This window comes from Streptomyces sp. NPDC013457 (assembly GCF_043089925.1).
Classification (GTDB): Bacteria; Actinomycetota; Actinomycetes; order Streptomycetales; family Streptomycetaceae; genus Streptomyces.
This window is the reverse complement of the sequence record NZ_JBICBL010000009.1, coordinates 216,079-239,364: the sequence shown is the minus strand read 5'-3', so window position 1 is coordinate 239,364 and position 23,286 is coordinate 216,079. Positions and strand designations below refer to the sequence as shown.

The 23,286-nt window shown below is 73.5% G+C and carries 22 protein-coding genes; 7 read left to right on the top strand and 15 right to left on the bottom strand.

The window, feature by feature from the left end; translation table 11 throughout:
• Positions 1 to 45: 45 nt before the first annotated feature.
• The 6 genes from ACF1G2_RS25175 to ACF1G2_RS25150 form a co-directional block, all read right to left on the bottom strand.
• Positions 46 to 1,179, bottom strand: coding sequence for an acyl-CoA dehydrogenase family protein (locus tag ACF1G2_RS25175; protein ID WP_391800423.1), 1,134 nt, complete (start codon positions 1,177 to 1,179; stop codon positions 46 to 48).
• Positions 1,176 to 3,098: a biotin carboxylase N-terminal domain-containing protein gene (locus tag ACF1G2_RS25170; RefSeq protein WP_391800422.1), complete on the bottom strand. Its 1,923-nt coding sequence runs from the start codon at positions 3,096 to 3,098 to the stop codon at positions 1,176 to 1,178. Before ACF1G2_RS25170 ends, ACF1G2_RS25175 begins: the two co-directional genes overlap by 4 nt.
• A gap of 8 nt (positions 3,099 to 3,106) precedes the next feature.
• Positions 3,107 to 4,705 (bottom strand): acyl-CoA carboxylase subunit beta, encoded by a 1,599-nt coding sequence (locus tag ACF1G2_RS25165; protein ID WP_391800421.1) that lies wholly within the window; start codon positions 4,703 to 4,705, stop codon positions 3,107 to 3,109.
• A gap of 19 nt (positions 4,706 to 4,724) precedes the next feature.
• Positions 4,725 to 6,422: an acyclic terpene utilization AtuA family protein gene (locus ACF1G2_RS25160; protein ID WP_391800420.1), complete on the bottom strand. Its 1,698-nt coding sequence runs from the start codon at positions 6,420 to 6,422 to the stop codon at positions 4,725 to 4,727.
• Complete coding sequence (locus ACF1G2_RS25155; RefSeq protein WP_391800419.1) at positions 6,423 to 7,211, bottom strand: TIGR03084 family metal-binding protein; 789 nt, start codon at positions 7,209 to 7,211, stop codon at positions 6,423 to 6,425.
• 153 nt (positions 7,212 to 7,364) lie between these two features.
• Positions 7,365 to 7,973, bottom strand: a complete 609-nt coding sequence (locus ACF1G2_RS25150) for a TetR/AcrR family transcriptional regulator (RefSeq protein ID WP_391800532.1) — start codon at positions 7,971 to 7,973, stop codon at positions 7,365 to 7,367.
• A gap of 104 nt (positions 7,974 to 8,077) precedes the next feature.
• On the opposite strand from ACF1G2_RS25150, the gene ACF1G2_RS25145 reads away from it, so the two are divergent.
• A complete protein-coding gene (locus tag ACF1G2_RS25145) occupies positions 8,078 to 8,500 on the top strand; it encodes a VOC family protein (protein ID WP_391800418.1) in 423 nt (140 codons plus the stop codon).
• 81 nt (positions 8,501 to 8,581) lie between these two features.
• Here ACF1G2_RS25145 and ACF1G2_RS25140 read toward each other — a convergent pair whose 3' ends face one another.
• Positions 8,582 to 9,628: a DMT family transporter gene (locus tag ACF1G2_RS25140; RefSeq protein ID WP_391800417.1), complete on the bottom strand. Its 1,047-nt coding sequence runs from the start codon at positions 9,626 to 9,628 to the stop codon at positions 8,582 to 8,584.
• 117 nt (positions 9,629 to 9,745) lie between these two features.
• On the opposite strand from ACF1G2_RS25140, the gene ACF1G2_RS25135 reads away from it, so the two are divergent.
• A complete protein-coding gene (locus ACF1G2_RS25135) occupies positions 9,746 to 10,603 on the top strand; it encodes a LysR family transcriptional regulator (RefSeq protein ID WP_391800416.1) in 858 nt (285 codons plus the stop codon).
• Between the two features lie 22 nt (positions 10,604 to 10,625).
• Here the strand turns inward: ACF1G2_RS25135 and ACF1G2_RS25130 are convergent, their stop codons facing one another.
• The gene (locus tag ACF1G2_RS25130) at positions 10,626 to 11,219 is read right to left on the bottom strand and encodes an MBL fold metallo-hydrolase (RefSeq protein WP_391800415.1); all 594 of its coding nucleotides are present in this window, start codon (positions 11,217 to 11,219) and stop codon (positions 10,626 to 10,628) included.
• Between the two features lie 94 nt (positions 11,220 to 11,313).
• Between ACF1G2_RS25130 and ACF1G2_RS25125 the strand changes: the two genes are divergently transcribed.
• Positions 11,314 to 12,297: a GlxA family transcriptional regulator gene (locus ACF1G2_RS25125; RefSeq protein ID WP_391800414.1), complete on the top strand. Its 984-nt coding sequence runs from the start codon at positions 11,314 to 11,316 to the stop codon at positions 12,295 to 12,297.
• Between the two features lie 10 nt (positions 12,298 to 12,307).
• On the opposite strand, the gene ACF1G2_RS25120 is transcribed toward ACF1G2_RS25125, so the two are convergent.
• From ACF1G2_RS25120 to ACF1G2_RS25110, 3 genes are read right to left on the bottom strand one after another with little or no spacing between them, the layout of a single operon-like run.
• Entirely contained in the window at positions 12,308 to 12,895 is a 588-nt protein-coding gene (locus tag ACF1G2_RS25120) for a DUF2867 domain-containing protein (protein ID WP_391800413.1), read from the bottom strand.
• Positions 12,834 to 13,664, bottom strand: a complete 831-nt coding sequence (locus ACF1G2_RS25115; protein ID WP_391800412.1) for a TetR/AcrR family transcriptional regulator — start codon at positions 13,662 to 13,664, stop codon at positions 12,834 to 12,836. The genes ACF1G2_RS25120 and ACF1G2_RS25115 overlap by 62 nt, the downstream gene beginning before the upstream one ends.
• A gap of 9 nt (positions 13,665 to 13,673) precedes the next feature.
• The gene (locus tag ACF1G2_RS25110) at positions 13,674 to 16,400 is read right to left on the bottom strand and encodes an FAD-binding and (Fe-S)-binding domain-containing protein (RefSeq protein WP_391800411.1); all 2,727 of its coding nucleotides are present in this window, start codon (positions 16,398 to 16,400) and stop codon (positions 13,674 to 13,676) included.
• A gap of 50 nt (positions 16,401 to 16,450) precedes the next feature.
• Between ACF1G2_RS25110 and serC the strand changes: the two genes are divergently transcribed.
• Complete coding sequence (serC, locus tag ACF1G2_RS25105; protein WP_391800410.1) at positions 16,451 to 17,569, top strand: phosphoserine transaminase; 1,119 nt, start codon at positions 16,451 to 16,453, stop codon at positions 17,567 to 17,569.
• An 84-nt stretch (positions 17,570 to 17,653) separates the two neighbouring features.
• Here the strand turns inward: serC and ACF1G2_RS25100 are convergent, their stop codons facing one another.
• The 3 genes from ACF1G2_RS25100 to ACF1G2_RS25090 form a co-directional block, all read right to left on the bottom strand.
• Positions 17,654 to 18,019, bottom strand: a complete 366-nt coding sequence (locus ACF1G2_RS25100) for a hypothetical protein (protein WP_391800409.1) — start codon at positions 18,017 to 18,019, stop codon at positions 17,654 to 17,656.
• Between the two features lie 68 nt (positions 18,020 to 18,087).
• Positions 18,088 to 18,942, bottom strand: coding sequence for an ABC transporter permease (locus tag ACF1G2_RS25095; protein ID WP_391800408.1), 855 nt, complete (start codon positions 18,940 to 18,942; stop codon positions 18,088 to 18,090).
• Entirely contained in the window at positions 18,939 to 19,955 is a 1,017-nt protein-coding gene (locus ACF1G2_RS25090; RefSeq protein WP_391800407.1) for an ATP-binding cassette domain-containing protein, read from the bottom strand. Before ACF1G2_RS25090 ends, ACF1G2_RS25095 begins: the two co-directional genes overlap by 4 nt.
• A gap of 77 nt (positions 19,956 to 20,032) precedes the next feature.
• Between ACF1G2_RS25090 and ACF1G2_RS25085 the strand changes: the two genes are divergently transcribed.
• Positions 20,033 to 20,788 carry a TetR/AcrR family transcriptional regulator gene (locus ACF1G2_RS25085; protein ID WP_391800406.1) on the top strand — a complete coding sequence of 252 codons (756 nt, stop codon included), beginning with the start codon at positions 20,033 to 20,035 and terminating at the stop codon, positions 20,786 to 20,788.
• On the opposite strand, the gene ACF1G2_RS25080 is transcribed toward ACF1G2_RS25085, so the two are convergent.
• The gene (locus ACF1G2_RS25080) at positions 20,754 to 21,746 is read right to left on the bottom strand and encodes a WD40 repeat domain-containing protein (protein WP_391800405.1); all 993 of its coding nucleotides are present in this window, start codon (positions 21,744 to 21,746) and stop codon (positions 20,754 to 20,756) included. The two genes, ACF1G2_RS25085 and ACF1G2_RS25080, sit on opposite strands and share 35 nt — an antisense overlap.
• A 151-nt stretch (positions 21,747 to 21,897) precedes the next feature.
• On the opposite strand from ACF1G2_RS25080, the gene ACF1G2_RS25075 reads away from it, so the two are divergent.
• Together ACF1G2_RS25075 and ACF1G2_RS25070 are read left to right on the top strand one after the other, a co-directional pair.
• The gene (locus ACF1G2_RS25075; RefSeq protein WP_391800404.1) at positions 21,898 to 22,593 is read left to right on the top strand and encodes a GDSL-type esterase/lipase family protein; all 696 of its coding nucleotides are present in this window, start codon (positions 21,898 to 21,900) and stop codon (positions 22,591 to 22,593) included.
• A gap of 128 nt (positions 22,594 to 22,721) precedes the next feature.
• Positions 22,722 to 23,240: a hypothetical protein gene (locus ACF1G2_RS25070; RefSeq protein ID WP_391800403.1), complete on the top strand. Its 519-nt coding sequence runs from the start codon at positions 22,722 to 22,724 to the stop codon at positions 23,238 to 23,240.
• Positions 23,241 to 23,286 lie beyond the last annotated feature (46 nt).

The following is a 23,286-nucleotide window of genomic DNA, read 5'->3' as shown; positions in this document are numbered from 1 at the left end:
AGGTGGAAGGTGCGGAGATGGCGTGCCGGGTCAGGATGGACCGGCTCAGTACGACTTGGGGAGACCCAGGGACTGGTGGGACACGTAGTTGAGGATCATCTCCCGGCTGACCGGTGCGATCCGGGCGACGCGGGAGGCGGCGATCAGGCGGGCGAGGCCGAACTCGCGGGTGAGGCCGTTGCCGCCGAGGGTGTGGACGGACTGGTCGACGGCCTTCACGCAGGCCTCTCCGGCGGCGTACTTGGCCATGTTGGCGGCCTCGCCCGCGCCGATGTCGTCGCCCGCGTCGTACAGGGCGGCGGCCTTCTGCATCATCAGCCGGGCCAGCTCCAGTTCGATGTGGGCCTGGGCGAGGGGGTGGGCGATGGCCTGGTGGGCGCCGATGGGGGCCTTCCAGACGGTGCGCTCCTTGGCGTACTTCACGGCCTGGGCGAGGGCGTAGCGGCCCATGCCGATCGCGAACGCCGCCGTCATGATGCGCTCGGGGTTGAGCCCGGCGAAGAGCTGGAGCAGGCCGGCGTCCTCGTCGCCCACGAGGGCGTCGGCGGGGAGGTGGACGTCGTCGAGGATCAGCTCGAACTGCTTCTCGTTGGCGTCGAGTTCCATGTCGATCTGACGCCGCTGGAAGCCGGGGGCGTCCCGGTCCACGACGAAGAGACAGGGCTTGAGGTTGCCCGTCCTGGCGTCGGAGGTCCTGCCGACGATCAGGGTGGCGTCGGCGATGTCGACACCCGACACGAACACCTTGCGGCCGTTGAGGACCCAGCCCTCCTCGGTCTTCGTGGCCGTGGTCGTGATCCGGTGGGAGTTGGAGCCGGCGTCGGGCTCGGTGATGCCGAAGGCCATGGTGCGCGAGCCGTCGGCCAGGCCCGGCAGCCAGGCCGCCTTCTGCTCCTCGGTCCCGAAGCGGGCGATGACAGTGCCGCAGATGGCGGGCGAGACGATCATCATCAGGAGCGGGGCTCCGGCGGCCCCCGCCTCCTCCAGGACGATCGACAGCTCGGCCATGCCGCCGCCCCCGCCGCCGTACTCCTCGGGCAGGTTCACGCCCAGGTAGCCGAGCTTGCCCGCCTCCGCCCAGAGCGCGGCCCGGTCGAAGCCGGGACCGTGGCGGTGTCCGAGCGCCGCGACGGCGGCCCGGAGCGCGGTGAGCTCTTCGCTTTCGATCATGGTGCTCATACGGTCTGGTCCTCCTGTGCTTCGGTCTGTACGGACTGCTGTACGACGGCGAGCAGGGCGCCGACCTCGACCTGGCGGCCGGGGGCGGCGTGGAGCGCGGTGAGCGTGCCGGAGGCGGGAGCGACGACGCGGTGCTCCATCTTCATGGCCTCGAGCCAGAGGAGCGGCTGCCCGGCGGTGACGTGCGCGCCCGGCGCGAGGCCTTCGGCGACTCGGACGACGGTGCCGGGCATGGGGGCGAGCAGGGAGCCGGGTTCGCGCTGCTCGGCGGGGTCGGGGAAGCGGGGTACGGCGGTGAGGCGGTGCGGACCGACGTACACGGTGTCGCCGTGCCGGGCGACCTCGAAGTCCCGTACGACACCGTCGACTTCGAGCCGTACGCGATCGGCGGTGACGTTCACGGGCCGGACGCCCTCGGGGGCGGTGACGGCGTACCCCTCGCGGGTGGGCCGGTAGCGGACCTCGTGCTCGCCGTACGCGGCGATCCGGTCCTGCGAGCGCACGTTCCGCCAACCGCCGCCGAACCGGCCCCCGTGGGCGGCGGCCTGCGCGAGCGCGGCGGCGACGGCCGCGTACGCCCCGCCGGGCGGGGCCTGGGTGAGCGCGTCGAGGTTCCGTTCGTAGAACCCGGTGCCGAGACGGGCAGGATCGCCGAACTCCGGATGCCGCAGGCTCGCCACCAGCAGGTCGCGGTTGGTCACGGGCCCGTGGATCCTGGCCCGTTCCAGCACGTGGGCGAGCTTGCGCACGGCCTCGGCGCGGGTGGCCGCGTGCACGACGACCTTCGCGAGCATGGGGTCGTAGTGCACGCCGACGGCGTCCCCGGAGACGTAACCGGTGTCGACACGGACGCCCGCCGGGAACTCCAGGGCGTGCAGCGTGCCCGTCTGCGGGGTCCAGCCCGAGGCCGGGTCCTCCGCGTAGAGGCGGGCCTCGATCGCGTGGCCCTGCGCGGCGGGCGGCTCCGGGGCCAGCTGCCCGCCCTCCGCGACGGTGATCTGGAGGGCCACCAGGTCCACGCCGTGGACCTCCTCCGTCACCGGGTGCTCCACCTGGAGGCGGGTGTTCATCTCCAGGAAGTGCGCCTTGGGGGTCCCCCCTGCCCGAGCGGAGCCGAGAGTTGGGGGGACGTCGGCGACCAGGAACTCGACCGTGCCCGCGCCGACGTACCCGACCGCCTTCGCCGCCGACACCGAACGGTCGTAGAGCTCCGCGAGCAGCGACGGCGGCAGACCCGGCGCCGGCGCCTCCTCGATCACCTTCTGGTGGCGGCGCTGGAGCGAGCAGTCGCGGGTGCCGAGCGCCCACACCGTGCCGTGCGTGTCGGCGAGGATCTGCACCTCCACATGGCGGCCGTTCTCCACGTACGGCTCGACGAACACCTCGCCGTCCCCGAACGCGCTCGCCGCCTCCGCCGAGGCGGCCGCCATCTCCTCCTCGAGTGCGGCCAGTTCGCGCACGATCCGCATGCCACGGCCGCCGCCGCCCGCGGCCGCCTTCACCAGGACCGGCAGGTCCGCCTCGGTGACGGCCACCAGGGGCTCGACCCCGAGGAGCTCCTTCGCCCGGGTCTTCGAGGCCATCGCCTCGATCGCCTCCGGCGGAGGGCCGATCCAGACCAGGCCCGCGTCGAGGACGGCCCGCGCGAACTCCGCGTTCTCCGACAGGAAGCCGTACCCCGGGTGCACGGCGTCCGCGCCCGCCGCGAGCGCCGCCTTCACCACCAGGTCCCCGCGCAGATACGTCTCGGCGGGCGTCGCCCCCGGCAGCCGTACGGCCGCGTCGGCCTCCCGTACGTGCAGGGCGGAGGCGTCCGCGTCCGAGTACACGGCGACCGTCCCGACGCCCAGCTCGCGGCAGGTGCGGAACACCCGGCAGGCGATCTCGCCCCGGTTGGCGACCAGCAGCCTGGAGATCATCACTCGCCTCACATTCGGAAGACGCCGAAGCCGCCGCGCGCGCCCTCGACCGGTGCCGTGTGGATCGCGGACAGGCACAGCCCGAGGACCGTGCGGGTGTCGCGGGGGTCGATGACGCCGTCGTCGTACAGCCGCCCCGACAGGAACATCGGCAGCGACTCCGACTCGATCTGCGCCTCGACCATGGCGCGCAGCCCCGCGTCGGCCTCGTCGTCGTACGGCTGCCCCTTCGCGGCGGCGCTCGCGCGCGCGACGATGGAGAGCACGCCGGCCAGCTGCTGGGGGCCCATGACGGCCGACTTGGCGCTCGGCCAGGCGAAGAGGAAGCGCGGGTCGTAGGCCCGGCCGCACATGCCGTAGTGCCCGGCGCCGTACGACGCGCCCATCAGCACGCTCAGATGCGGCACGCGCGAGTTCGAGACCGCGTTGATCATCATCGCGCCGTGCTTGATGATGCCGCCCTGCTCGTACTCCCTGCCGACCATGTACCCGGTGGTGTTGTGCAGGAAGACCAGCGGGATGTCGCGCTGGTTGGCCAGCTGGATGAACTGCGCCGCCTTCTGCGACTCCGCGCTGAACAGCACGCCCTGGGCGTTCGCCAGGATGCCCACCGGATAGCCGTGCAGCTCCGCCCAGCCCGTCACCAGGCTCGGCCCGTACAGCGGCTTGAACTCGTCGAAGTCGGAGCCGTCGACGATCCGGGCGATCACCTCGCGCGGGTCGAAGGGGGTCTTCAGGTCCCCCGGAACGATCCCGAGCAGCTCCTCCTCGTCGTACTTCGGGGGCTCCGCGAGGGCCGGATCGGCGTGCGCCTTGCGGTGGTTGAGACGCGCGACGATCCGCCGGGCCTGGCGCAGGGCGTCGACCTCGTCGACGGCGTAGTGGTCGGCGAGACCGGAGGTGCGGGCGTGCATCTCGGCGCCGCCGAGCGACTCGTCGTCGCTCTCCTCGCCCGTGGCCATCTTCACCAGCGGCGGACCGCCGAGGAAGACCTTCGACCGCTCCTTGATCATCACGGTGTGGTCGGACATCCCCGGGACGTACGCGCCGCCGGCCGTGGAGTTGCCGAAGACCACGGCGATCGTGGGGATGCCGGCGGCGGAGAGCCGGGTCAGGTCGCGGAAGAGCGCGCCCCCGGGGACGAAGATCTCCTTCTGGGAGGGGAGATCGGCGCCGCCGGACTCGACGAGCGAGATGACCGGGAGCCGGTTGGCGTACGCGATCTCGTTGGCGCGCAGGGCCTTCTTCAGCGTCCACGGGTTGGAGGCGCCGCCGCGCACGGTCGGGTCGTTGGCGGTGATCAGGCACTCGACGCCCTCGACGACACCGATGCCGGTGACGATCGACGCGCCGACGGGGTAGTCGCTGCCCCAGGCGGCGAGCGGGGACAGCTCCAGGAAGGGGGAGTCGGGGTCGACGAGCAGCTCGATCCGCTCGCGGGCGAGCAGCTTGCCGCGCCCCCGATGACGCGCGATGTACTTCTCGCCCCCGCCCGCGAGCGCCTTGGCGTGCTCGGTGTCGAGGGCGGCCAGCTTGTCGAGCATGGCGGCACGGTGGGCCGCGTAGTCGGGTCCGCCCGTGTCGAGGGCGGAGGCGAGGACGGTCACAGCAGTTCCTCCGGGGCGGTCACAGGAGTTCCTCCGGTACGTCGAGTTCGCGGGCGCGCAGCCATTCGCCGAGGGCCTTCGCCTGCGGGTCGAAGCGGGCCTGGGAGGCGACGCCCTCGCCGAGGATCCCGGTCACGACGAAGTTCACGGCGCGCAGGTTCGGCAGGACGTGCCGTACGACGTCCAGGCCGGCGGTCTCCGGGAGGAGCCGCTTGAACCGTTCGACCGTGAGCGTGTGGACGAGCCAGCGCCACCCGGCTTCGGTCCGGACCCAGACGCCGATGTTCGCGTCGCCGCCCTTGTCGCCACTGCGGGCCCCGGCGACGCGGCCGAGGGGCACGCGCCGCGTCGGCCCCTGCGGGGGCGGCTCCGGCAGCGGTGGCTCGTCGACCGGCTCCAGCTCGCGCGTCCGGTCGGGCACGGGCAGGCCGACGCGGCTCCCGTCGGGCAGGACGGCCGTGTGCGGGACGTCGGCGGCGGGGACGTACACGGCCTCGAAGACGCCGTAGGGCGCGCCCCTGCCGGGTGGGGCGGTGACGTGGAAGCCGGGATAGCTCGCGAGGGCGAGTTCGATCGCGGCGCCGCTGAGGGCGCGGCCGACGGGCTCGGGCGCGGGGTCGCGGACGACGAGCCGGAGGAGCGCGCTCGCGGTCTCCTCGGTGTCGGCGTCCGCCCGGTCCGTCCGGGCGAGCTCCCAACGGACCTCGGCGGGGCGGGACCTGGAGTGCTCGAAGGCGTTCTCGACCTGCTCCCTGAGGAGTTGGGCCTTGGCGTCGATGTCGAGTCCGGTGAGGACGAAGACGACCTCGTTGCGGTGGCCGCCGATCCGGGTGAGCCCGGCCTTGAGGGTGGGTGGCGGGGCCTCGCCCCGTACGCCGTCGATCCGCACCCGGTCCGGCCCGTCCTGGGTGAGCCGTACGGTGTCGAGCCGGGCGGTCACGTCGGGACCGGCGTAGCGGGCGCCGGACGTCTCGTACAGGAGCTGCGCGGTGACGGTGCCGAGGTCGACGACGCCGCCGGTGCCGGGGTGCTTGGTGATGACGGCGCTGCCGTCGGCGTGGAGTTCGGCGACCGGGAAGCCGGGGCGGCGCATCGCGCGCCGGTCGTGGGCGGTGAAGAAGGCGTAGTTGCCGCCGGTGGCCTGGGTGCCGCACTCCAGGACGTGTCCGGCGACGACGGCGCCGGCCAGCTTGTCGTACTCCTGCGCGCCCCAGCCGAAGCGCCACTGTGCGGGGCCGGTGACGAGGGCGGCGTCGGTGACGCGGCCGGTGACGACCACGTCGGCGCCGGCGGTCAGGCAGGCGGCGATCCCGGCGCCGCCGAGGTAGGCGTTGGCGGTCAGGACTCCGTCCCGGGGCGGCAGCCGGTCGCCCTCGACGTACGCGACCCGGGTGGGCAGGCCGAGCCGGGCGGCGAGCGCGTCGAGGGCCTCGGCGAGACCGGCGGGGTTGAGGCCGCCCGCGTTGGTGACGATCCGGACGCCGCGCTCGTGGGCGAGGCCGAGGCCCTCCTCCATCTGGCGCAGAAAGGTCTTGGCGTACCCGGCCTTCGGGTCCTTCAGGAGGTCCCGGCCGAGGATGAGCATGGTCAGTTCGGCGAGGTAGTCGCCGGTGAGGACGTCGAGGGAGCCCGGTTCGCCGCCGGTGAGCATCTCGCGGACGGCGTCGAAGCGGTCGCCGTAGAAGCCGGAGGCGTTGCCGATGCGCAGGAGGTCCACCTACGCCCCCTGCGGTGCGCGGCCGGTCCCGGCAGGGCCGGCGAAGGCCTGGGCGACGGTGAGCCAGTGCGCGGCGTCGGCGCCCTCGGCGTCGAGCGCGGTGTCGTCGAGGTGGACGCGCTGGGTGACGAGGAGGCAGAAGTCGAGGGCCGGGCCGGTGATCCGCTGAGCGGCGTCTTCGGGTCCGTACGCCCACTCCTGGCCGTCGGGGGCGGCCAGTTCGACCCGGAACGGCTCGGCGGGCGGGGTGATCCCGCGGACGAGATAGGCGTAGTCGCGGGCCCGGACGCCGATCCAGGCGACGTGGCGCAGCCGGGCGGTCGGCTCGCGGACGACGCCGAGGGCGTCGGCGATGTCCTGGCCGTGCGCCCAGGTCTCCATGAGCCGGGCGGTGCCCATCGAGGGGGCGCTCATGGGCGGCCCGTACCAGGGGAAGCGGGCGCCGGGCGGGGCGGTGCGCAGGGCCATCTGCAGCCGCTCGCGTCCGACGCGCCACCGCCCGAGGAGTTCGGCGGGCGGCAGCGCGGCCCCCGTCTCCGCTCCCTCGTCGACGAACGTATCGGGCGCGGCGAGCGCCTTCTCGGCCTCGGCGCCGAACCCCTCGGGGTCGGTGACGGCGAGCAGGGCGGCCCGGTCGGTCCAGGCGAGGTGGGCGATCTGATGGGCGACGGTCCAGCCGGCGGCGGGGGTGGGCGCGGCCCATCCGTCGTCGCTCAGCTCCCGTACGAGCCGGTCGACGTCCTCGCTCTCACTGCGCAGATCGTCGAGTACGACGACAGGGTCGGACACGGTTCGCTCCCCTCGGGACACGGGCGTGTGCCGAGGAGCATGGCAGCGGCGCGAGAAACAATCAAGCGTGCTTGCTTTACTTTTTCGGCCGACTCTCGGTGCGACGGGGGCGCTTGGCGGCGCGCCGGGGTCCTCGGGGCGGCGCGGCGCGCGTCACGCCCCCGGGCCGCGGATCCCGGCCAGGAGGCCGTCCAGCGCGCTCACCGTGAGGTCGAGCGACTCGGGCGTACCGCTCCGGGCCAGCCAGAGGGCGGCCTCGTTCATCGCACCCGACAGCAGGCGCGCCAAGGGCTCGACGGGCTGCCGGGCGATGATCCCGGCCTCGACCAGGGCGGTCAGGGCCTCGGTCAGGTGCCGGGCGGAGGACTCCTCGTCCAGGGCCCGCCACTCCTCCCACCCCAGCACCGTCGGCGCGTCGACCAGCACGATCCGCCGTACGGCGGGGTCGGAACCGGCGGCCAGGAAGGCCCGGCAGCCGGCGCGCAGCTGCTCCCAGGGATCGTCCCGCTCCTCCGCGGCGGCCGCGACCCGCTCACCCAGCTCCCGCTGGACCTCGGCGACGACGGCCCGGAAGAGCCCGGCCTTGCTCTCGAAGTGGTGGTAGGCGGCGCCCTTGGTGACCCCGACGGCCTGGGCCACTTCGGCGAGGACCACGCCGTGGTAGCCGTCCTCGGCGAACCGTCGCCGCCCTTCGGCCAGCAGCGCCCGCCGGGTCGCCGCCCGCTGCTCCGCCCGGCTGCCCGCCGCCCGCGCGTCCGCCATCACTCCGTACCGCCCTTCCCGTTTCACATACCCCGGGTATGCTAACCGTACGATTCACATACTCTGGGTATGTGAAATGGACACACGCGCAGAGGAGTCATGCCATGAGGACCGGGCTCGACAGCTTCTATCCCGTGATCTGCACCCGCGACGTCGCCGCCGCACGCGACTTCTACACCCGCCACCTCGGCTTCACGACGACCTTCGAGGCCGACTGGTACGTGAGCCTGCGCCGCCCCGACGCCCCGCACTACGAACTCGCGCTGCTCGACCACACTCACCCGACCCTCCCCGAGGGATACCGCACGCCCACCCGGGGCGGCCTGCTGCTCAACTTCGAGGTGCAGGACGTCGACGCGGAACACCGCCGACTGGTCGGCGAGGCGGGCCTGCCCGAACTGCTGCCGCTGCGCACGGAGGAGTTCGGGCAGCGGCACTTCATCGTCGGGGCCCCGGACGGGGTGCTCGTCGACGTGATCACCCCGACCCCGCCGACCGGGGAGTACGCGGAGCAGTACGTGCCCTAGGGGGCGTCTCGCCGATCAGGCTCCGCGAGCCCGGCATGACCGGCGAGACACCCCCAGGACATGGAGTCCCGGGCCTGGACCCTAGGCCTGCGGCGGCAGGGCGGCGGCGCGCTTCATCTGGGTACGGACGGCGCCCATGCTCGCCGCGATGACCAGGGCGATCGCGAGCGCGTCGGTCAGGGAGAGCGCCTGGCTCAGGACGAGGAAGCCGGCGCCCGCCGCGATGGCCGGTTCCAGGCTCATCAGGATCGCGAAGGTGGGGGCGGGGAGGCGGCGCAGCGCGAGGAGTTCGAGGGTGTAGGGGAGGACGGAGGACATCAGCGCGACAGCGAGGCCGAGGCCGATCGTGGAGGGGACGAGGAGCTTGTCGCCCGCCTCGACGATGCCGAACGGCAGGCTCAGGACCGCGCCGAACGCCATCGCCAGCGCCAGCCCGTCCGCCTGCGGGAAGCGGCGGCCGGTGCGGGCGCTGAAGACGATGTACGTCGCCCACATCGCGCCCGCCGCGAGCGCGAAGGCCGCGCCGACCGGGTCCAGCCGGTCGAAGCCGCCGCCGCTGAGCAGGACGACGCCGCCGAGGGCGAGCCCGGCCCAGAGCAGGTTCATCAGCCGGCGCGAGGCGATCACGGAGAGGACGAGCGGGCCGAGGACCTCCAGGGTCACGGCGGCGCCGAGCGGGATCCGGTCCGCGGCCTGGTAGAAGAGGATGTTCATGCCCGCCATGGCGGTGCCGAAGGCGACGACCGTGCCCCAGTCGGCGCGACCGTAGCCGCGCACCTTGGGGCGGCAGACGATCAGCAGGACGAGGGCGGCGAGGACGAGCCGCAGCGTGACGACGCCGAGGGCGCCGGCGCGGGGCATGAGCATGACGGCGACGGCCGACCCGAACTGCACGGAGAGCCCGCCGGCGACGACGAGCGCGACGGGCCCGAGGCGAGCGGCACGAGTGGAGGCGGGCGCGGCGGCGGGCGCGGCACCCGGCGCGAGCCCCTGCGCGGAACCCGCCGCCGGCGCCGGACCCGAAGCGGGCGCCGCCGCCGGTGCCGCCCCCGCAGCCGCCGCCGGCGCCGAGCCTGCGGCGATGTCCTTGACCGGGCTGTCCACCGGCTCACTCCCTGCCTGGTTCATCAGATTGGACCTTCAAGTCCAGAATAATGGACTCGTCAAGTGGGTTCCGCCCTTCACGCTACGAGCGTCCGCGTGGCATGTGAAATGCCGATTGGGCTGCGGTTATGCTCCGGATGCATGAGCATCGAGCTGCGTCATCTCCGCTGCTTCCTCGCCATCGCGGAGGAGGGCAACGTGACCAGAGCGGCCGCCCGGCTCCACCTCACCCAGCCCGCGGTCTCCCGCACGCTCGCCGCGCTGGAGAAACACCTCGGCGTCCGGCTCGTCGACCGCTCCACACACCACCTGGCGCTCACCGCCGAGGGGCGCGCCTTCCACGACCGCGCGGCGGCGGCGGTCGCGGCGTTCGACGCGGCCCTCGACCCGGAGAGGCTGCGCCACCGGCCGCTGCGGCTCGGGCACGCCTGGTCGGCGTTCGGTCCGTACACCACGCCGCTGCTGCGGCGCTGGCAGCGCGAGCACCCCGAGACCCCGCTGGAGCTCCTCCGCGTCGACGACCGCACGGCGGGCCTGGCCCGCGGCGAGGTGGACGCGGCGCTGCTCCGGGGGCCGGTGGACGCGCCGGGCCTGGCGACGGAGGAGCTGGCGACCGAGCACCGGGTGGCCGCGGTGGCGACGGACAGCGCGCTGGCGTCCCGTACGACCCTGACGCTCGCGGACCTGGCGGACGAGACGGTCGTCCTCAACACGGTCTCCGGCACGACGACCCCCGCCCTCTGGCCCGCGCCACACCGCCCGGCCGCCACCCTGACGGTCGGCAACACCGACGACTGGCTCACGGCGATCGCGGCGGGCCGCGGGGTCGGCGTCTCCTCCGCGTCGACGGCGGCGATGCACCCCCACCCGGGCGTCACCTACCGCCCCCTCCCGGACGCCCCGCCGGTCCACGTCCTCCTGGCCTGGCGCGACGCCTCCCCCCACCCGTCCACCCACCTCCTGGTCGCGCTGGCCAGGGAGATCGCCCAGGGCGCCTGAGCGGGACCGTGGGGGCGGCCGGTCAGAGGACCGCGTCCGGGCCCGCGGGGAAGGGGTGGCCGTGGCCCGGGACGATGACGGCGGAGGCCGCGAGGACGCGGCGGCGTGAGGTGCGCAGTCCGTCGCGGTCGGGAGCCACCGGGTCCTCCGCCGGGCCGTCCGGGCGCCACCAGAGGTCGCCGACGAAGGCGACGACGCCCTCGGCCGTGCCGGCGAGCAGCGTGATGTCCTCCGGGCTGTGGCCGGGGGTGCGGATCAGACGCAGGGACGGGGTGAGTTCGTGGCCCTCGGCGTCCCGGTCGGTCCACTGGTCGTTCAGGTACTCGGCCTTGTGGTCGTGGACGCGCGCCCGGCCGAACAGGCCCACGTTCATGGTGTTGTCGGGGTGGTGATGGCTGAGCACGACGTCGGTGATGTCGTCCGGCCCCAGGCCCAGTTCGGCCAGCGGACCGAGGATGCGGTCGCGGCTCGCGACCATGCCCGGGTCGACGATCACATGGCGGTCGCCATCGGTCACGTACGAGACGGTGGCGGCGACGCCAGGGCCCGTGGACGTGGTGTAACCGGTGGTCAGGACGGTGTAGGTGGCGGTGTTGGCACGCGGCTCGTCTGTCATGTCCGCAAGCTTCGCCGGGCCGGAGGCCGTCGACGAGTGGCCGTGCTGCCACCCATCGCAGGTTTTGTGCCAGCCGCGTGCCAGACTCCCCCGCATGCCGCCCTTCCTCAGCGTCGCCGCCTACGCCCCGCCGCGCGTCGGCATGCTCGCCGTCGGGCTCGTCTCCGAGGTCTTCGGCGCACCCCCCGAGGGCCTGCCCCGCTTCGACTTCGCACTCTGCTCCGACCGGCCGGGGACGGTCACCACCGACCTCGGCGTGCCGCTCGCCGTCACCCACGGCCTCGACCGCCTCGCCGCCGCCGATCTCGTACTCGCCCTCCCCTGGGCCGACTTCCGCACCCCGCCGCCCGCTCCCGTGCTCGACGCGCTCAGGGCCGCCCACGCGCGCGGCGGTCTCGTCGGGGCGCACTGCGTCGGGGCGTTCGCGCTCGCCGCCGCCGGGCTGCTCGACGGGCTGCGGGCCACCACCCACTGGCGGTTCGCCGACCTGCTCGCGCGCCGCCACCCGTCCGTCACCGTCGAGCGGGACGCCCTGTACGTCGACGAGGGCCGGATCCTCACCGGCGCGGGCGCCGCGGCCGGCTTCGACCTCTGCCTCCATCTGCTGCGCCGCGAGTACGGATCCGCCGCCGCGAACACCGTCGCCCGCGACCTCGTCCTCCCGCCCCACCGCGACGGCGGCCAGGCGCAGTACGTCACCGCTCCCGTCCCCGAGAACTGCGAGGACGAGCGGCTTGCCGGTGTCCTCGCCTGGGCGCGCGAACACCTCCACGAGCCGCTGCCGGTGGCCGAACTGGCCCGCCGCGCCCTGATGAGCCGCCGCTCCTTCTCCCGCCGCTTCGCCGCCGCGACCGGGACGACGCCCCATGCCTGGCTCCTCGGCCTGCGGCTCGGCCGGGCGGAGGAGCTCCTGGAGACGACGGACCTCCCGGTCGAGGAGATCGCCCGGCTGGTCGGGTACGGCAGCGCGGCGGTCCTGCGGGAACAGTTCGTCCGCCGCCGGGGCGTACCACCGCGCACCTACCGCCGCGCGTTCACCAGGACGGACGCGGCGCCCGGACCGCCGGCCAGGCGGTGACCGGCCGCCCTCACCCCCGTGGGGCGGACTCGCGCCACTCGCGGCCGATGTCGCGCATCAGCGGCGGGTACACGATCAGGTGCCGGAAGGGGGCGATCGCGGCCATGTAGGCCTTGCCGAAAAGGCCGTTGGGCTTCACCAGGACGGCCATCTGGCCGCGGTGGCCGCCCGCGCCGTCGGGGACCCAGCTCAGGTGCAGCACTCCGTGCACGGTCCGGTTGGCCATCTCCGCCGCCCACTCGTCGTCCCGAAGGTAGAGGGGCGTGAAGGGCAGCCGCTCGAACTCCGGTCCCGTCGGGCCGTCGCGCAGGTCCTGCGGCAGCCTGTCGCGCAGGGTCGGCACCCGGGAGCCGAGCCCCTCGTCCCTGTCGTCCCAGCCGAGCAGCCTGCCGAGCCTCCAGCGGATCGCGAAGAGCGTGCGCGCGATCCAGGAGGAGTTGTCACCCGTGTCCCCGCCGGCGAAGTTCCGTACCAGGCGCGGGAAATCGTCGGGGCCGCCGGGCGTGGGCAGCGCCCAGACGTCGTAGAGGCGGAAGTCAGGCGTGATCTCGTGGATCCGCCACGGGCGGGACGTGTGCGCCGAGTCGGGGAGTTCCATCCTGTGCCTCCTGCGGTTCGTTCCGTACAGAGGAATGCGTCGTGCGGGGGTCGGGGCCGAGGACGCCCGCCGTCGTGCGGGGGTCGGGGCCGGGGGCGCCCGCCGTCGTGCGGGGGTCGGGGCCGGGGGCGCCCGCCGTCGTGCGGGGGTCGAGTCCGAGGGCGCCCGCGACCGCGGCGGCGACGAGCGACGTGTCGTCGGGGACGCGGCCGGCGAGGGCGATCGAGGTTCCTTCGAGCGCGCCGATGTAGGCCAGCGCGACATCCCCGGCCGGCGGACCGTCGGGGATGGATCCCGTCGCGCGCCCGGCCGCGACGTATTCGGTGCAGAGGTCGACGAGCCGGCGGTACCCCGTCTCCACCAGGTGCCCGATCGGGTGGTCCTGCCCGGAGAACTCCAGACGCAGCGCCACCGCCACGCGCGCGATGTCGCGCCGGCAGAAGACGGTGTGGGCGCGCGCGAGCGTCAGCAGCGCCGCGAGCGGTTCCCGCTCCCGCTCGACGTGGTGCCCGACCTCCCGGTCCCAGGCCCCGAAGACCCACTCGGACACGGCGAGAGCGAGGTCCTGCTTGTCCTTGAACTGGTGGTAGAGCGCGCCCCGCGTGTAGCCGGCGTCCCTGGCCACCTGCTCCAGGACGAGGTTGCTGTACCCGTTCCGGGACAGCCCCCGAGCGGCCGACTCGAGGAGCGCGTTGCGCGTGCGCTCCCTCCGCTCGGCCTGCGTCGAACGCCGCGGGGCCGGGGAGCCGGACTGCTCACGTACATTCATGTATGTATGTTACTGATCCCGCACCGCCTCCGCCAGGACCTCCGCCATGTGCCGGGCGGTGCGGCCCGCCAGGGCGTCGAGCTGGGTGCGGCAGGAGAAGCCGTCGGCCAGGATCACCGCGTTGTCGTCCGCCGCGCGGATCGCCGGGAGGAGCTGGTCCTCGGCACAGGCCACCGAGACCTCGTGATGGCCCGGCTCGAAGCCGAAGTTGCCCGCGAGACCGCAGCAGCCGCCGCTCAGCTCGCCCACCAGACCCATCCGTTCGCGCAGCCGCCGGTCCGGCCCGTCGCCCAGGACCGCGTGCTGGTGGCAGTGGGTCTGGCCGGCGACCGGGTGGTCCAGGCGGGGCGGCTCCCACGTGGGGGCGAACTCCTCCAGGGCCTGGGCGAAGGTCCGTACGGAGGCGGCCAGTTCCCGGGCGCGCGGGTCGTCCGGGAGGAGTTCCGGGAGGTCCGTCCGCAGGGTCGCCGCACAGGACGGTTCGAGGACGACCACGGGGTGGCCGAGCCCGGCCTCCATCGCGTCGAGCGTCCTGGTCATCGTCGCCCGCGCCCGGTCCAGCTGCCCCGTCGACACGTACGTCAGCCCGCAGCACACCCGCCCCGGCGGCAGCCCCACCCGCACCCCGGCCGCCTCCAGGACCCGTACCGCCGACTTGCCGACCCGGGGCGCCAGATGGTTGGTGAACGTGTCCGGCCAGAGCCACACGTCCGACGCCGTCTCCAGGCGCGTGCCGAACCAGGAGACGAACGTCCGCGACGCCACCTTCGGCAGCTCCCGCTCCGGGGCGACCCCCGCGAACCGCGAGGGGAGCATCCGCGCCAGGTTCAGGGCCGGGCCGAACATCCGCAGCCACTCCGGCAGCCGGCCCATCGTGACGTGCGACCACGGCCGCCGCCGGTCCGCGTAGTGCCGGTCCAGGAAGTGCGCCTTGTACGAGGCCATGTCCACGCCCACCGGACAGTCGCTCCGGCACCCCTTGCACGACAGGCAGAGATCGAGCGCCTCCCTGACCTCCTCCGAGCGCCAGCCGTCCGTGATCACCTCGCCGAGTGCCATCTCGTGCAGCAGCCGCGCCCGGCCCCGCGTCGAATGCCGCTCCTCCCCCGTCGCCCGGTACGAGGGGCACATCACCTCGGGCCCGGACGTCGGCCCCTCCACCCGGCACTTCGCCACGCCCACGCAGCGCGCCACCTCCCGGCCCACCACCGGCAGGGCCGTGAAACGCAGGCCCTCGTCCAGCGGCAGCGGCCGCACCAGCATCCCCGGGTTCAGCCCGCCGTCCGGGTCCCACACGTCCTTGACCTCGCCGAACAGCGCGACCAGCTCGGAGCCGTACATCCTCGGCAGCAGCTCCGCCCGCGCCCGGCCGTCCCCGTGCTCCCCCGACAGCGAGCCGCCGTGCGCGACCACCAGATCCGCCACCGCCTCCGAGAACGCCCGGAAGCGGCCCACGCCCGCGCCCGAGTACAGGTCGAAGTCGATACGGACGTGGATGCAGCCGTCGCCGAAGTGCCCGTACGGCGTCCCCCGCAGACCGTGCTCGGCCAGCAGGGCGCGGAACTCCCGCAGATACGCCCCCAGTCGGGCCGGCGGCACCGCGCAGTCCTCCCACCCCGGCCACGCCTCGCCGCCCCCGGGCATCCGGGTCGCCGTGCCCGCCGCGTCCTCCCGGATCCGCCACAGGGCCCGCCGGTCCGCCGCGTCGGCCACCACCGAGGCGTCCAGCGCGTCCGCCGCCCGCACCAGCTCGCGCGCCGCCGCCTCCCCGTCCGTCTCCACGAACAGCCAGGCCCCGCCGCGCGGCAGCCCGGAGGCGCCCCGCACCAGATCGGCCGCCATTCCCTCGACCGTCAGCGGCCCGTACGGCAGGAGCCCGGCCGCCGCGTCGGCCGCCGCGCTCTCGTCCGCGTACCCGAGGACCACCAGGACCGGTGAGGCGGGCAGCGGCACGAGCCGTACGGTCGCCTCCGTCACCACCCCCAGCGTCCCCTCGCTGCCGCAGAGCAGCCGGGCCACGTCGCCGCCCCGCTCCGGCAGCAGCGCGTCGAGCGCGTAGCCGGAGATCCGGCGCGGCAGCCCCTCCGGGTACCCGGTCCGCACCAGCGCCAGGTTCCGGTCGATCAGCTCCCGCAGCCCCGCCGGGGCCCCCTGCCACCCCGGCCCGGGGCGCAGCGCCTGGCCCCCGTACGTACGGACGTCGAGCGCGAGCACGTTGTCGGCGGTCGTGCCCCAGGCCACCGAGTGCGCGCCGCAGGCGTTGTTGCCGATCATCCCGCCGAGGGTGCAGCGGCTGTGCGTGGAGGGGTCGGGCCCGAAAGTCAGCCCGTACGGGCGAACCGCGTCCCGCAGCCGGTCAAGGACCAGACCCGGCTGGACGACGGCGGTCCGTGCCTCGTGGTCGACGAAGACGACCGAGCGCATATGACGGGTGAGGTCGAGCACGACGCCCGTCCCGGTCGCCTGCCCCGCGATCGACGTGCCGCCGCCCCGGGGGACGACCGGCACCCCGCGCGCACGGCAGACGGACAGCACCGCCGCCACGTCGTCGGCGTCCCGGGGCGCGACCACACCCACCGGGACCCGGCGGTAGTTGGACGCGTCCATCGTCATCAGCGCCCTCGCCGTGATGCCGAAGTCGACCTCTCCTGCCACGGCCGCGCGCAGCGCCGCCTCCAGCTCGGACCGCTCGTGGTGTTTTCGCACGAGGTCAGGATGTCTCACCTGTCGTCTCATCCGGCGGACATCGTCGGCCGTGTGCGGTCCGACCCGATACGCTCCGCCTCGTGGCTGAGATCCAGATTCCCGCTGACATCAAGCCCGCCGACGGCCGTTTCGGCGCGGGCCCCTCCAAGGTGCGTACGGAGGCGCTGGACGCCCTGGCCGCCACCGGCACCTCTCTCCTCGGCACGTCCCACCGCCAGGCTCCGGTCAAGAGCCTGGTCGGCGAGGTACGGGCCGGAGTGCGTGACCTCTTCTCGCTGCCCGAGGGCTACGAGGTGATCCTGGGCAACGGCGGTTCGACCGCCTTCTGGGACATCGCGACCCACGGGCTGATCGAGTCGAAGTCGCAGCACCTCACCTTCGGCGAGTTCTCCTCCAAGTTCGCGAAGGCCGCGAAGCTGGCCCCCTGGCTGGCCGAGCCGACCGTGATCTCCTCCGACCCGGGCACCCACCCGGAGCCGCAGGCCGAGGCGGGCGTCGACGTGTACGCGTACACGCACAACGAGACCTCCACGGGTGTCGCGGCGCCGGTCAAGCGGGTCGCGGGCGCCGACGAGGGCGCGCTCGTCCTGGTCGACGCGACCTCCGGCGCGGGCGGCCTCCCGGTCGACATCACCGAGTCGGACGTCTACTACTTCGCCCCGCAGAAGTCCTTCGCCGCCGACGGCGGCCTGTGGCTGGCGGCCTTCTCGCCGGCCGCCCTGGAGCGCGCCGCGCGGATCCACGCGTCCGGCCGGCACATCCCCGAGTTCTTCTCGCTCCCGACGGCGATCGACAACTCGCTGAAGAACCAGACGTACAACACCCCGGCGCTGTCGACCCTCTTCCTGCTCAACGAGCAGCTGAAGTGGATCAACGGCCAGGGTGGTCTGGACTGGGCCGTGGCCCGGACGAAGGAGTCCTCGCAGGCGCTGTACGGATGGGCCGAGGACTCCAAGTACGCGACCCCGTTCGTCACGGACGCGGCCAAGCGCTCGCAGGTCATCGGCACGATCGACTTCGCCGAGGAAGTCGACGCGGCGGCGGTGGCGAAGGTGCTGCGCGCCAACGGCATCGTGGACACCGAGCCGTACCGCAAGCTGGGCCGCAACCAGCTGCGGATCGCGATGTTCCCGGCGGTCGACCCGGCGGACGTGCGGGCGCTGACGGCCTGCATCGACTACGTGATCGAGAAGCTGTAACCCCTGGGTGTACGGAAGGCCCGGCATCGGACACGACCGATGCCGGGCCTTTCGCCGTTCCCACGGTCCGCCCGTCCGAGCGGTTCAGCCCATCTGCGCCTTGACGTGGTCGACGACTTCGTTGAACTCGACGGTCGGCGAGAACTCCACGGCGTCGACGTCCTCCAGCGCCTCCGGGGCGTGGCCGGGTTCCCAGTAGTACGCCTGGCCGGCTTCGTAGATCGTCTCTCCCGAAGCGGTCCGCATCCTGAGCCGACCCTTGAGCAGGTATCCCCAGTGGGGGCACTGGCACAGGTCGTCCTTCAGGCCCTTGAACGCCGGAGCCATGTCCAGCCCTGCGGGGAGGTGGATGAAGCCGAGGGTCATGCCACCGCCGACGTCCTTCAGGCGGACCTCCACGCCATCGCCCTCCATGGCGACAGGAGTGTCCTCGCGAGTGAATCCCGTCATGGTTCCTCCACGCGTTTTCCGGTCCCCTTCCAGTCTCGACCCGACGGCGGCTCCGGTCGACACGGGAGTCAGCGGCTGAGGCGCTGGAAGCGGCGCACCGCCAGCGGGAGGAAGACCGCCGTGATCGCGAGGGGCCAGACGAAGGCCATGAGCACGGCGTGCTGCTCCACCCAGCTGCCGCCGCCCGCCCCGGGGTTGCCGAACAGCTCGCGGGTCGCCGTGACCGTCGAGGAGATCGGGTTCCACGCGGCGGCCGGCGCCAGCCACGAGGGCATCAGGGCCGGGGCGACGTACACGCTGGAGACCATCGTCAGCGGGAAGATCACGGCGTACAGGGCGCCCGCGGCCTCGGCGTTCGGCAGGACGAGGCCGGCCCACACCCCGACCCAGATCAGCGCGAAGCGCAGGAGCAGCAGCAGGCCGAAGGCGAGCACCGTCGCGGCGAGGCCGCCGTCGGAGGTCCAGCCGATGGCGAGGGCGGTCGCGGCCAGGATGGTGAGCTCGGCGCAGGCGACGAGGAGGTCGGCGACGCCGCGGCCGGTGGTGACTGCGGACGGAGCCATCGGCATGGAACGGAAGCGGTCGACGACCCCCTTGCGGACGTCCATGACGACGGTGGTGGCCGTGTTCATGAAGCCGAAGGCCATGGTCGAGGCGAACATGCCCGGCATCAGGAACTCGCGGTAGTCGCCACCGCCGGGGACGCGCATGGCGCTGCCGAAGACGAATCCGTAGAGGAGCACGGAGACGATGGGGAAGCCGAGCACCCAGAGGATCGCGAGGGGCTGGCGGCGGTAGTTCAGCAGGGTGCGGCGGACCACGTTCCAGCAGTCCACGACGGCCCAGTAGGCGCGTCCGTGGCGGGTGTCGGGGGTGAGGTCGAGGGGGGCCACGACGGCGGAGACCGGGTCGGTGGTCGTCATGCGGCTGCTCCGTCCGTACGGGTACGGGTCCGGTCGTCGCCCGCGGCCTGACCGCCCTCGTCCGTGCCGTGGCCGGTCAGGCTGAGGAAGACGTCGTCGAGGCTGGGGCGGCGCAGTCCGATGTCGTCCACCGCGATGTGTTCGTCCTGAAGGGTCCTGGCCACCTCGGTCAGGGAGGTGACCCGGTCGGAGACGGGTGCGTGGACGCGCCGTTCGTGGGCGTCCACGACCGGTTCGCCGTCGGCGAGGCGGGCGACGATCGCGCGGGCGGCGGCGAGGTCGGCTGGTTCCGCCGTGACGACCTCGATCCGGTCGCCGCCCACGCGGTTCTTGAGCCCGTCGGGGGTGTCGTCGGCGATGGCCCGGCCGCGGTCCATGACCGTGATCCTGGACGCGAGCCGGTCGGCCTCGTCGAGGTACTGGGTGGTGAGCAGGACCGTCGTACCGCCCTCGACCAGGGTGCGGACCGCGTGCCAGACCTCGCCGCGACCGCGCGGGTCGAGCCCTGTGGTCGGTTCGTCGAGGAAGAGGACGCGCGGGGCGAGGATCATCGAGGCGGCCAGGTCGAGACGGCGCCGCATGCCGCCGCTGTACTTTCCCGCGCCCTTGTCTGCGGCCTCGGCGAGGTCGAAGCGGTCGAGCAGGTCGGCGGCCCGGTCGCGGGCGCGGCGGGCGCCGAGGTGGAAGAGGCGGCCGAAGAGCTCCAGGTTCTGCCGGCCGGTGAGGCCCTCGTCGACGGCGGCGTACTGGCCTGCCAGTCCGATCCGGGCGCGGACGGCTCGAGGGTCGCGGGCGACGTCGAGCCCGGCGACCTCGGCCCGGCCCCCGTCGTGCCTGAGGAGGGTGGCGAGGACGCGCACGGCGGTGGTCTTGCCGGCGCCGTTGGGCCCGAGGAGTCCGTGGACGGTGCCGGGGCGGACGGTGAGGTCGAGTCCGTCGAGGGCGTACGTGCTCCCGCGCCTGCCTCCGTACCGCTTGCGCAGGCCCTCGGCGAGGACCGCGTGTTCGTGCATGGGAATCCTCCGTTCGGCGAAACTGAGTACACCGTACCCGATTCAGAGTACGGCGTACTCAGTTTTAAGGTGAGCCCATGAAGGACGCGACGACGAGCAGCCTGGAACTCCTGTGGGGCACGGGCGGACGCCCCAGCCGCGGCCCCAAGCCGGGCCTCACCCTCGACCGGATCGTCACGACCGCGGTCGGAATCGCCGACGCGGAGGGCCTGGACGCGGTGTCGATGCGGCGCGTCGCCGCCGATCTCGGGGTCGGGACGATGTCGCTGTACCGCTACGTCCCCGGGAAGACCGAGCTGCTCGACCTGATGCTCGACCGCGTCCAGGGCGAGTCCCTCCAGGGCGACCCGGAACCGCCCGCCCACTGGCGGGACACCGTCGGGAAGCTGGCCCGCGCCCACCTCGACCTCTACCGCGCCCACCCCTGGCTGATCCGGGTCAACCAGGCCCGCTCGGTCGTCGGCCCCAGCGCGCTGCGCGGCCTGGAACTCTGCCTGACCGGACTCAAGGGCCCGCACGGGATGGGGCTGAGCGACCCCGAGACGATCGGGGTGATCATCACCGTGCAGAGCTACGTGGCCGGCGTCGCCCGCATGGAGATCGACACCGTGGAGGCGGTGAAGGACACCGGAGTGAGCGACGAGGACTTCTGGGCGGACCAGAGCCCGTACCTGGAACGGGCGATGGCGACCGGCGACTACCCCCGCATGGCGGCCCTCGCCGACGACACCTTCTCCAGGGAGTTCGACCACTTCGCCTTCGGGCTCGAACGGCTCCTCGACGGCTTCGAGGCGCTCGTCAGCCGCGCCGCAGGAGCCGCTTCGCCCCGATGACCAGGGCGGTCGCGGCGCCGAGCACGATCACGCCCACGGTGAAGTTGCCGCGCTCCTCGGCGGTCGCCGACGAGTCCGCGCCGCCCTGGCCCGGGTCCTTCGGCGATCCGCCGGGAGCGTCGGCCGAGGGGCGCGGGGCCGGGCCGTCGCGGTCCACCCGGACGACCCTGCTGTTCGCGCCCTCCGAGCCGAACATCAGCGCCGAGCCGTCCCTCGTGTACGTCACCGACTCCGCCTGCCCCTGGAAGGGCGCCCCGGCGGAGGTGCCCTCGTCACCGAGGCGGCCGTCCTTCCACACGTACTCCTTCGCGCTGAAGTAGCCGCGCAGCAGCAGCCGTTCGCCGTCGGGCGAGAAGGCGCCGTCGGTCACCCACGGCACGTCGTCGACGCGCCGGAAGACGTTCGCGCCCGACGTCGAGAGCCGCTCCGGGCCCGCGTACAGCCCGCCGGTGTTCTCGTTCTTGCTCGCGATGTAGACCCGGCCGGTCTTCGGATGCACCATCAGGGCCTCGGCGTTGCGCGGCCCGTCGGCGTACTTCACGTCGTACTGCTTAGCCGTCACGGTCTGGTTCCCGAGCCGCTTCGGCTCGGGGAAGCGGTAGATCCAGACGTGGTCCCAGGTGCCGTCCTTGTTGTCGCCGATGTCGCCGACGTAGATGTCGCCGTCCGGGCCGACGGAGATCGCCTCCATGTCGCGGGGCGTGCCGACGCCCTTCATGGTGAGTGTCGCGACCGTCTCGCCGGTACGGGAGTCGATGCCGTAGATCAGCGGCGCGTCCTGGTCGTTGTGCGTCCAGTAGACCCCGGGGTGGGCACGGCTCGCGGCCAGACCACTGGACTCGGAGATCCGGGGGTCCTTGATCGTGAAGTCCTGGTCCGCCTCGGCGGCCGCGGCCGGGGCGGCCGCCACGGTCAGAACCAGCGCGGCGGCGCCGACAACACCCAGGAGTGATCGCATGCCCTCCAGCCTGCCATGCCCCGGGTCGGGAGGCCGCCGGGGCAGCGGCCGCCGGCCGCCCGAGCGGTGGCCGCGACGCCCGCGCCGCCCGCTCCCCCGGGTGGCCGGGATCACGTCGCAGGGGGCGGGCGGCCTCCGGGATGATGTGACCATGCGTTTCATGTTCGTCGGCGACAGCTGCACCATCGGACAGGCCGGCGACCACACCTGGCGCTACCGGATGTGGCAGCACCTCGAAGCGGCGCTGCCCGGCCGGTACGAGATCGTCGGTCCGCGCACCGAGCTGTACGACTCCGCCGCCGAGGCGCCCGTCTCGCACGCCTACGCCGACCCCGCCTTCCCCGCGGCCGCCCGCCGTCATCTGGCCGGCTGGGGCGAGGGCTGGCTGCACATGGCGCCGCTGATCGGCGAGGCGGTGACCGCGGCCGGGGCCGACGTCCTGCTGGTCTCCCTCGGCCTGATAGACCTCGGGTTCTACACCAACAGCGCGCAGACCGTGGCGAACACGCGCGCCTTCGTCGCCGCCGCCCGCGCGGCGAACCCGCACGTCAGGGCCGTCGTCATGCCGGTCATCCCGAACGTCCGGGCCACGTACGACCCGCCGTTCGCCGCCGAGTGCGAGCGCTTCAACGAGCTGCTCGCCAAGGCCGTCGCCGACCTCGACACGGCCGCGTCGCCACTGTTGCTCGCGACGGCACCGGAGGCGTACGACCTGCCCACGGACACGTACGACGGCACGCACCCGGGGCCCTCCGGCGAACACAAGCTGGCGGCCGCGTTCGCCTCGGCGATGCACCAGGCGTGGGGCCTCGGGACCGCGTACGCGGTCCCGTACGGCGGTCGCTGACAGACCGTCGCGCGTTCTGACAGCGCCCCCCTGGGACTGTCAGACGCCTGCCCGCCGGGTGTCAGGCGGGATCGGCATCGTCTTCCTCGTCAGGAACGACGACACCGGACCACAGGAGACACACCCCGATGAACGCCGACCTCGCCGCCGTCATGCAGCTGCTCATCGCTCTCGCCTTCGTCAGCATCCCGATCGTCCGCCACCGCTTCGGCCCGGCCGCCACGACGGCCGCCGAGGCCGAGCTCACCCGCCAGGGCATACGGCCCGAGGTCCTCGCCGAGAACGACCTCAGGTTCGACGCGAGCGGGCACGAGACGTGGGCGCCGGTCTCGGTCGCCGCGATCATGACCGCCGTCGCCGCCCTCAACTTCGCCGGGCACGGGTGGGCCGCGACGCTGACCTGGGTCTTCCAGGCGCTCGTCATCCTCGGCAACGCCCTGATCCTCTACAGCAACGTCACCGCCGTCTCGGCCGTCAGCACCGCCTTCCAGCGCAAGGGCGACCGCGAGCTGGCCCGCGTCGACGTCCCCGCCTTCCTGGAGGCGGCCGAGAACGCCTTCCCCGGCTGGGTCCGGATCCAGCAGAACATCCGCCACGCCATCGTCTTCGGCGGCTCCGCCCTGGCGATCGCCGCGGTCTCCCTGTGACCTGTCGGCCGACCGGCCGACCGGCCGCTCGACGGCGGGCCCACGG

Excerpts from the sequence above, each read along its gene's own strand:
- ACF1G2_RS25100 (WP_391800409.1), bottom strand. The coding sequence starts at position 18,019 with ATGACGGGATTCACTCGCGAGGACACTCCTGTCGCCATGGAGGGCGAT.
- ACF1G2_RS25130 (WP_391800415.1), bottom strand. The coding sequence starts at position 11,219 with ATGACAGACGAGCCGCGTGCCAACACCGCCACCTACACCGTCCTGACC.
- ACF1G2_RS25080 (WP_391800405.1), bottom strand. The coding sequence starts at position 21,746 with ATGCGATCACTCCTGGGTGTTGTCGGCGCCGCCGCGCTGGTTCTGACC.
- ACF1G2_RS25145 (WP_391800418.1), top strand. The coding sequence starts at position 8,078 with ATGAGGACCGGGCTCGACAGCTTCTATCCCGTGATCTGCACCCGCGAC.
- ACF1G2_RS25150 (WP_391800532.1), bottom strand. The coding sequence starts at position 7,973 with ATGGCGGACGCGCGGGCGGCGGGCAGCCGGGCGGAGCAGCGGGCGGCG.
- ACF1G2_RS25135 (WP_391800416.1), top strand. The coding sequence starts at position 9,746 with ATGAGCATCGAGCTGCGTCATCTCCGCTGCTTCCTCGCCATCGCGGAG.
- ACF1G2_RS25175 (WP_391800423.1), bottom strand. The coding sequence starts at position 1,179 with ATGAGCACCATGATCGAAAGCGAAGAGCTCACCGCGCTCCGGGCCGCC.
- ACF1G2_RS25095 (WP_391800408.1), bottom strand. The coding sequence starts at position 18,942 with ATGACGACCACCGACCCGGTCTCCGCCGTCGTGGCCCCCCTCGACCTC.
- ACF1G2_RS25110 (WP_391800411.1), bottom strand. The coding sequence starts at position 16,400 with ATGAGACGACAGGTGAGACATCCTGACCTCGTGCGAAAACACCACGAG.
- ACF1G2_RS25075 (WP_391800404.1), top strand. The coding sequence starts at position 21,898 with ATGCGTTTCATGTTCGTCGGCGACAGCTGCACCATCGGACAGGCCGGC.
- ACF1G2_RS25140 (WP_391800417.1), bottom strand. The coding sequence starts at position 9,628 with ATGAACCAGGCAGGGAGTGAGCCGGTGGACAGCCCGGTCAAGGACATC.
- ACF1G2_RS25090 (WP_391800407.1), bottom strand. The coding sequence starts at position 19,955 with ATGCACGAACACGCGGTCCTCGCCGAGGGCCTGCGCAAGCGGTACGGA.
- ACF1G2_RS25120 (WP_391800413.1), bottom strand. The coding sequence starts at position 12,895 with ATGGAACTCCCCGACTCGGCGCACACGTCCCGCCCGTGGCGGATCCAC.
- ACF1G2_RS25170 (WP_391800422.1), bottom strand. The coding sequence starts at position 3,098 with ATGATCTCCAGGCTGCTGGTCGCCAACCGGGGCGAGATCGCCTGCCGG.
- ACF1G2_RS25125 (WP_391800414.1), top strand. The coding sequence starts at position 11,314 with ATGCCGCCCTTCCTCAGCGTCGCCGCCTACGCCCCGCCGCGCGTCGGC.
- ACF1G2_RS25070 (WP_391800403.1), top strand. The coding sequence starts at position 22,722 with ATGAACGCCGACCTCGCCGCCGTCATGCAGCTGCTCATCGCTCTCGCC.
- ACF1G2_RS25115 (WP_391800412.1), bottom strand. The coding sequence starts at position 13,664 with ATGAATGTACGTGAGCAGTCCGGCTCCCCGGCCCCGCGGCGTTCGACG.
- ACF1G2_RS25085 (WP_391800406.1), top strand. The coding sequence starts at position 20,033 with ATGAAGGACGCGACGACGAGCAGCCTGGAACTCCTGTGGGGCACGGGC.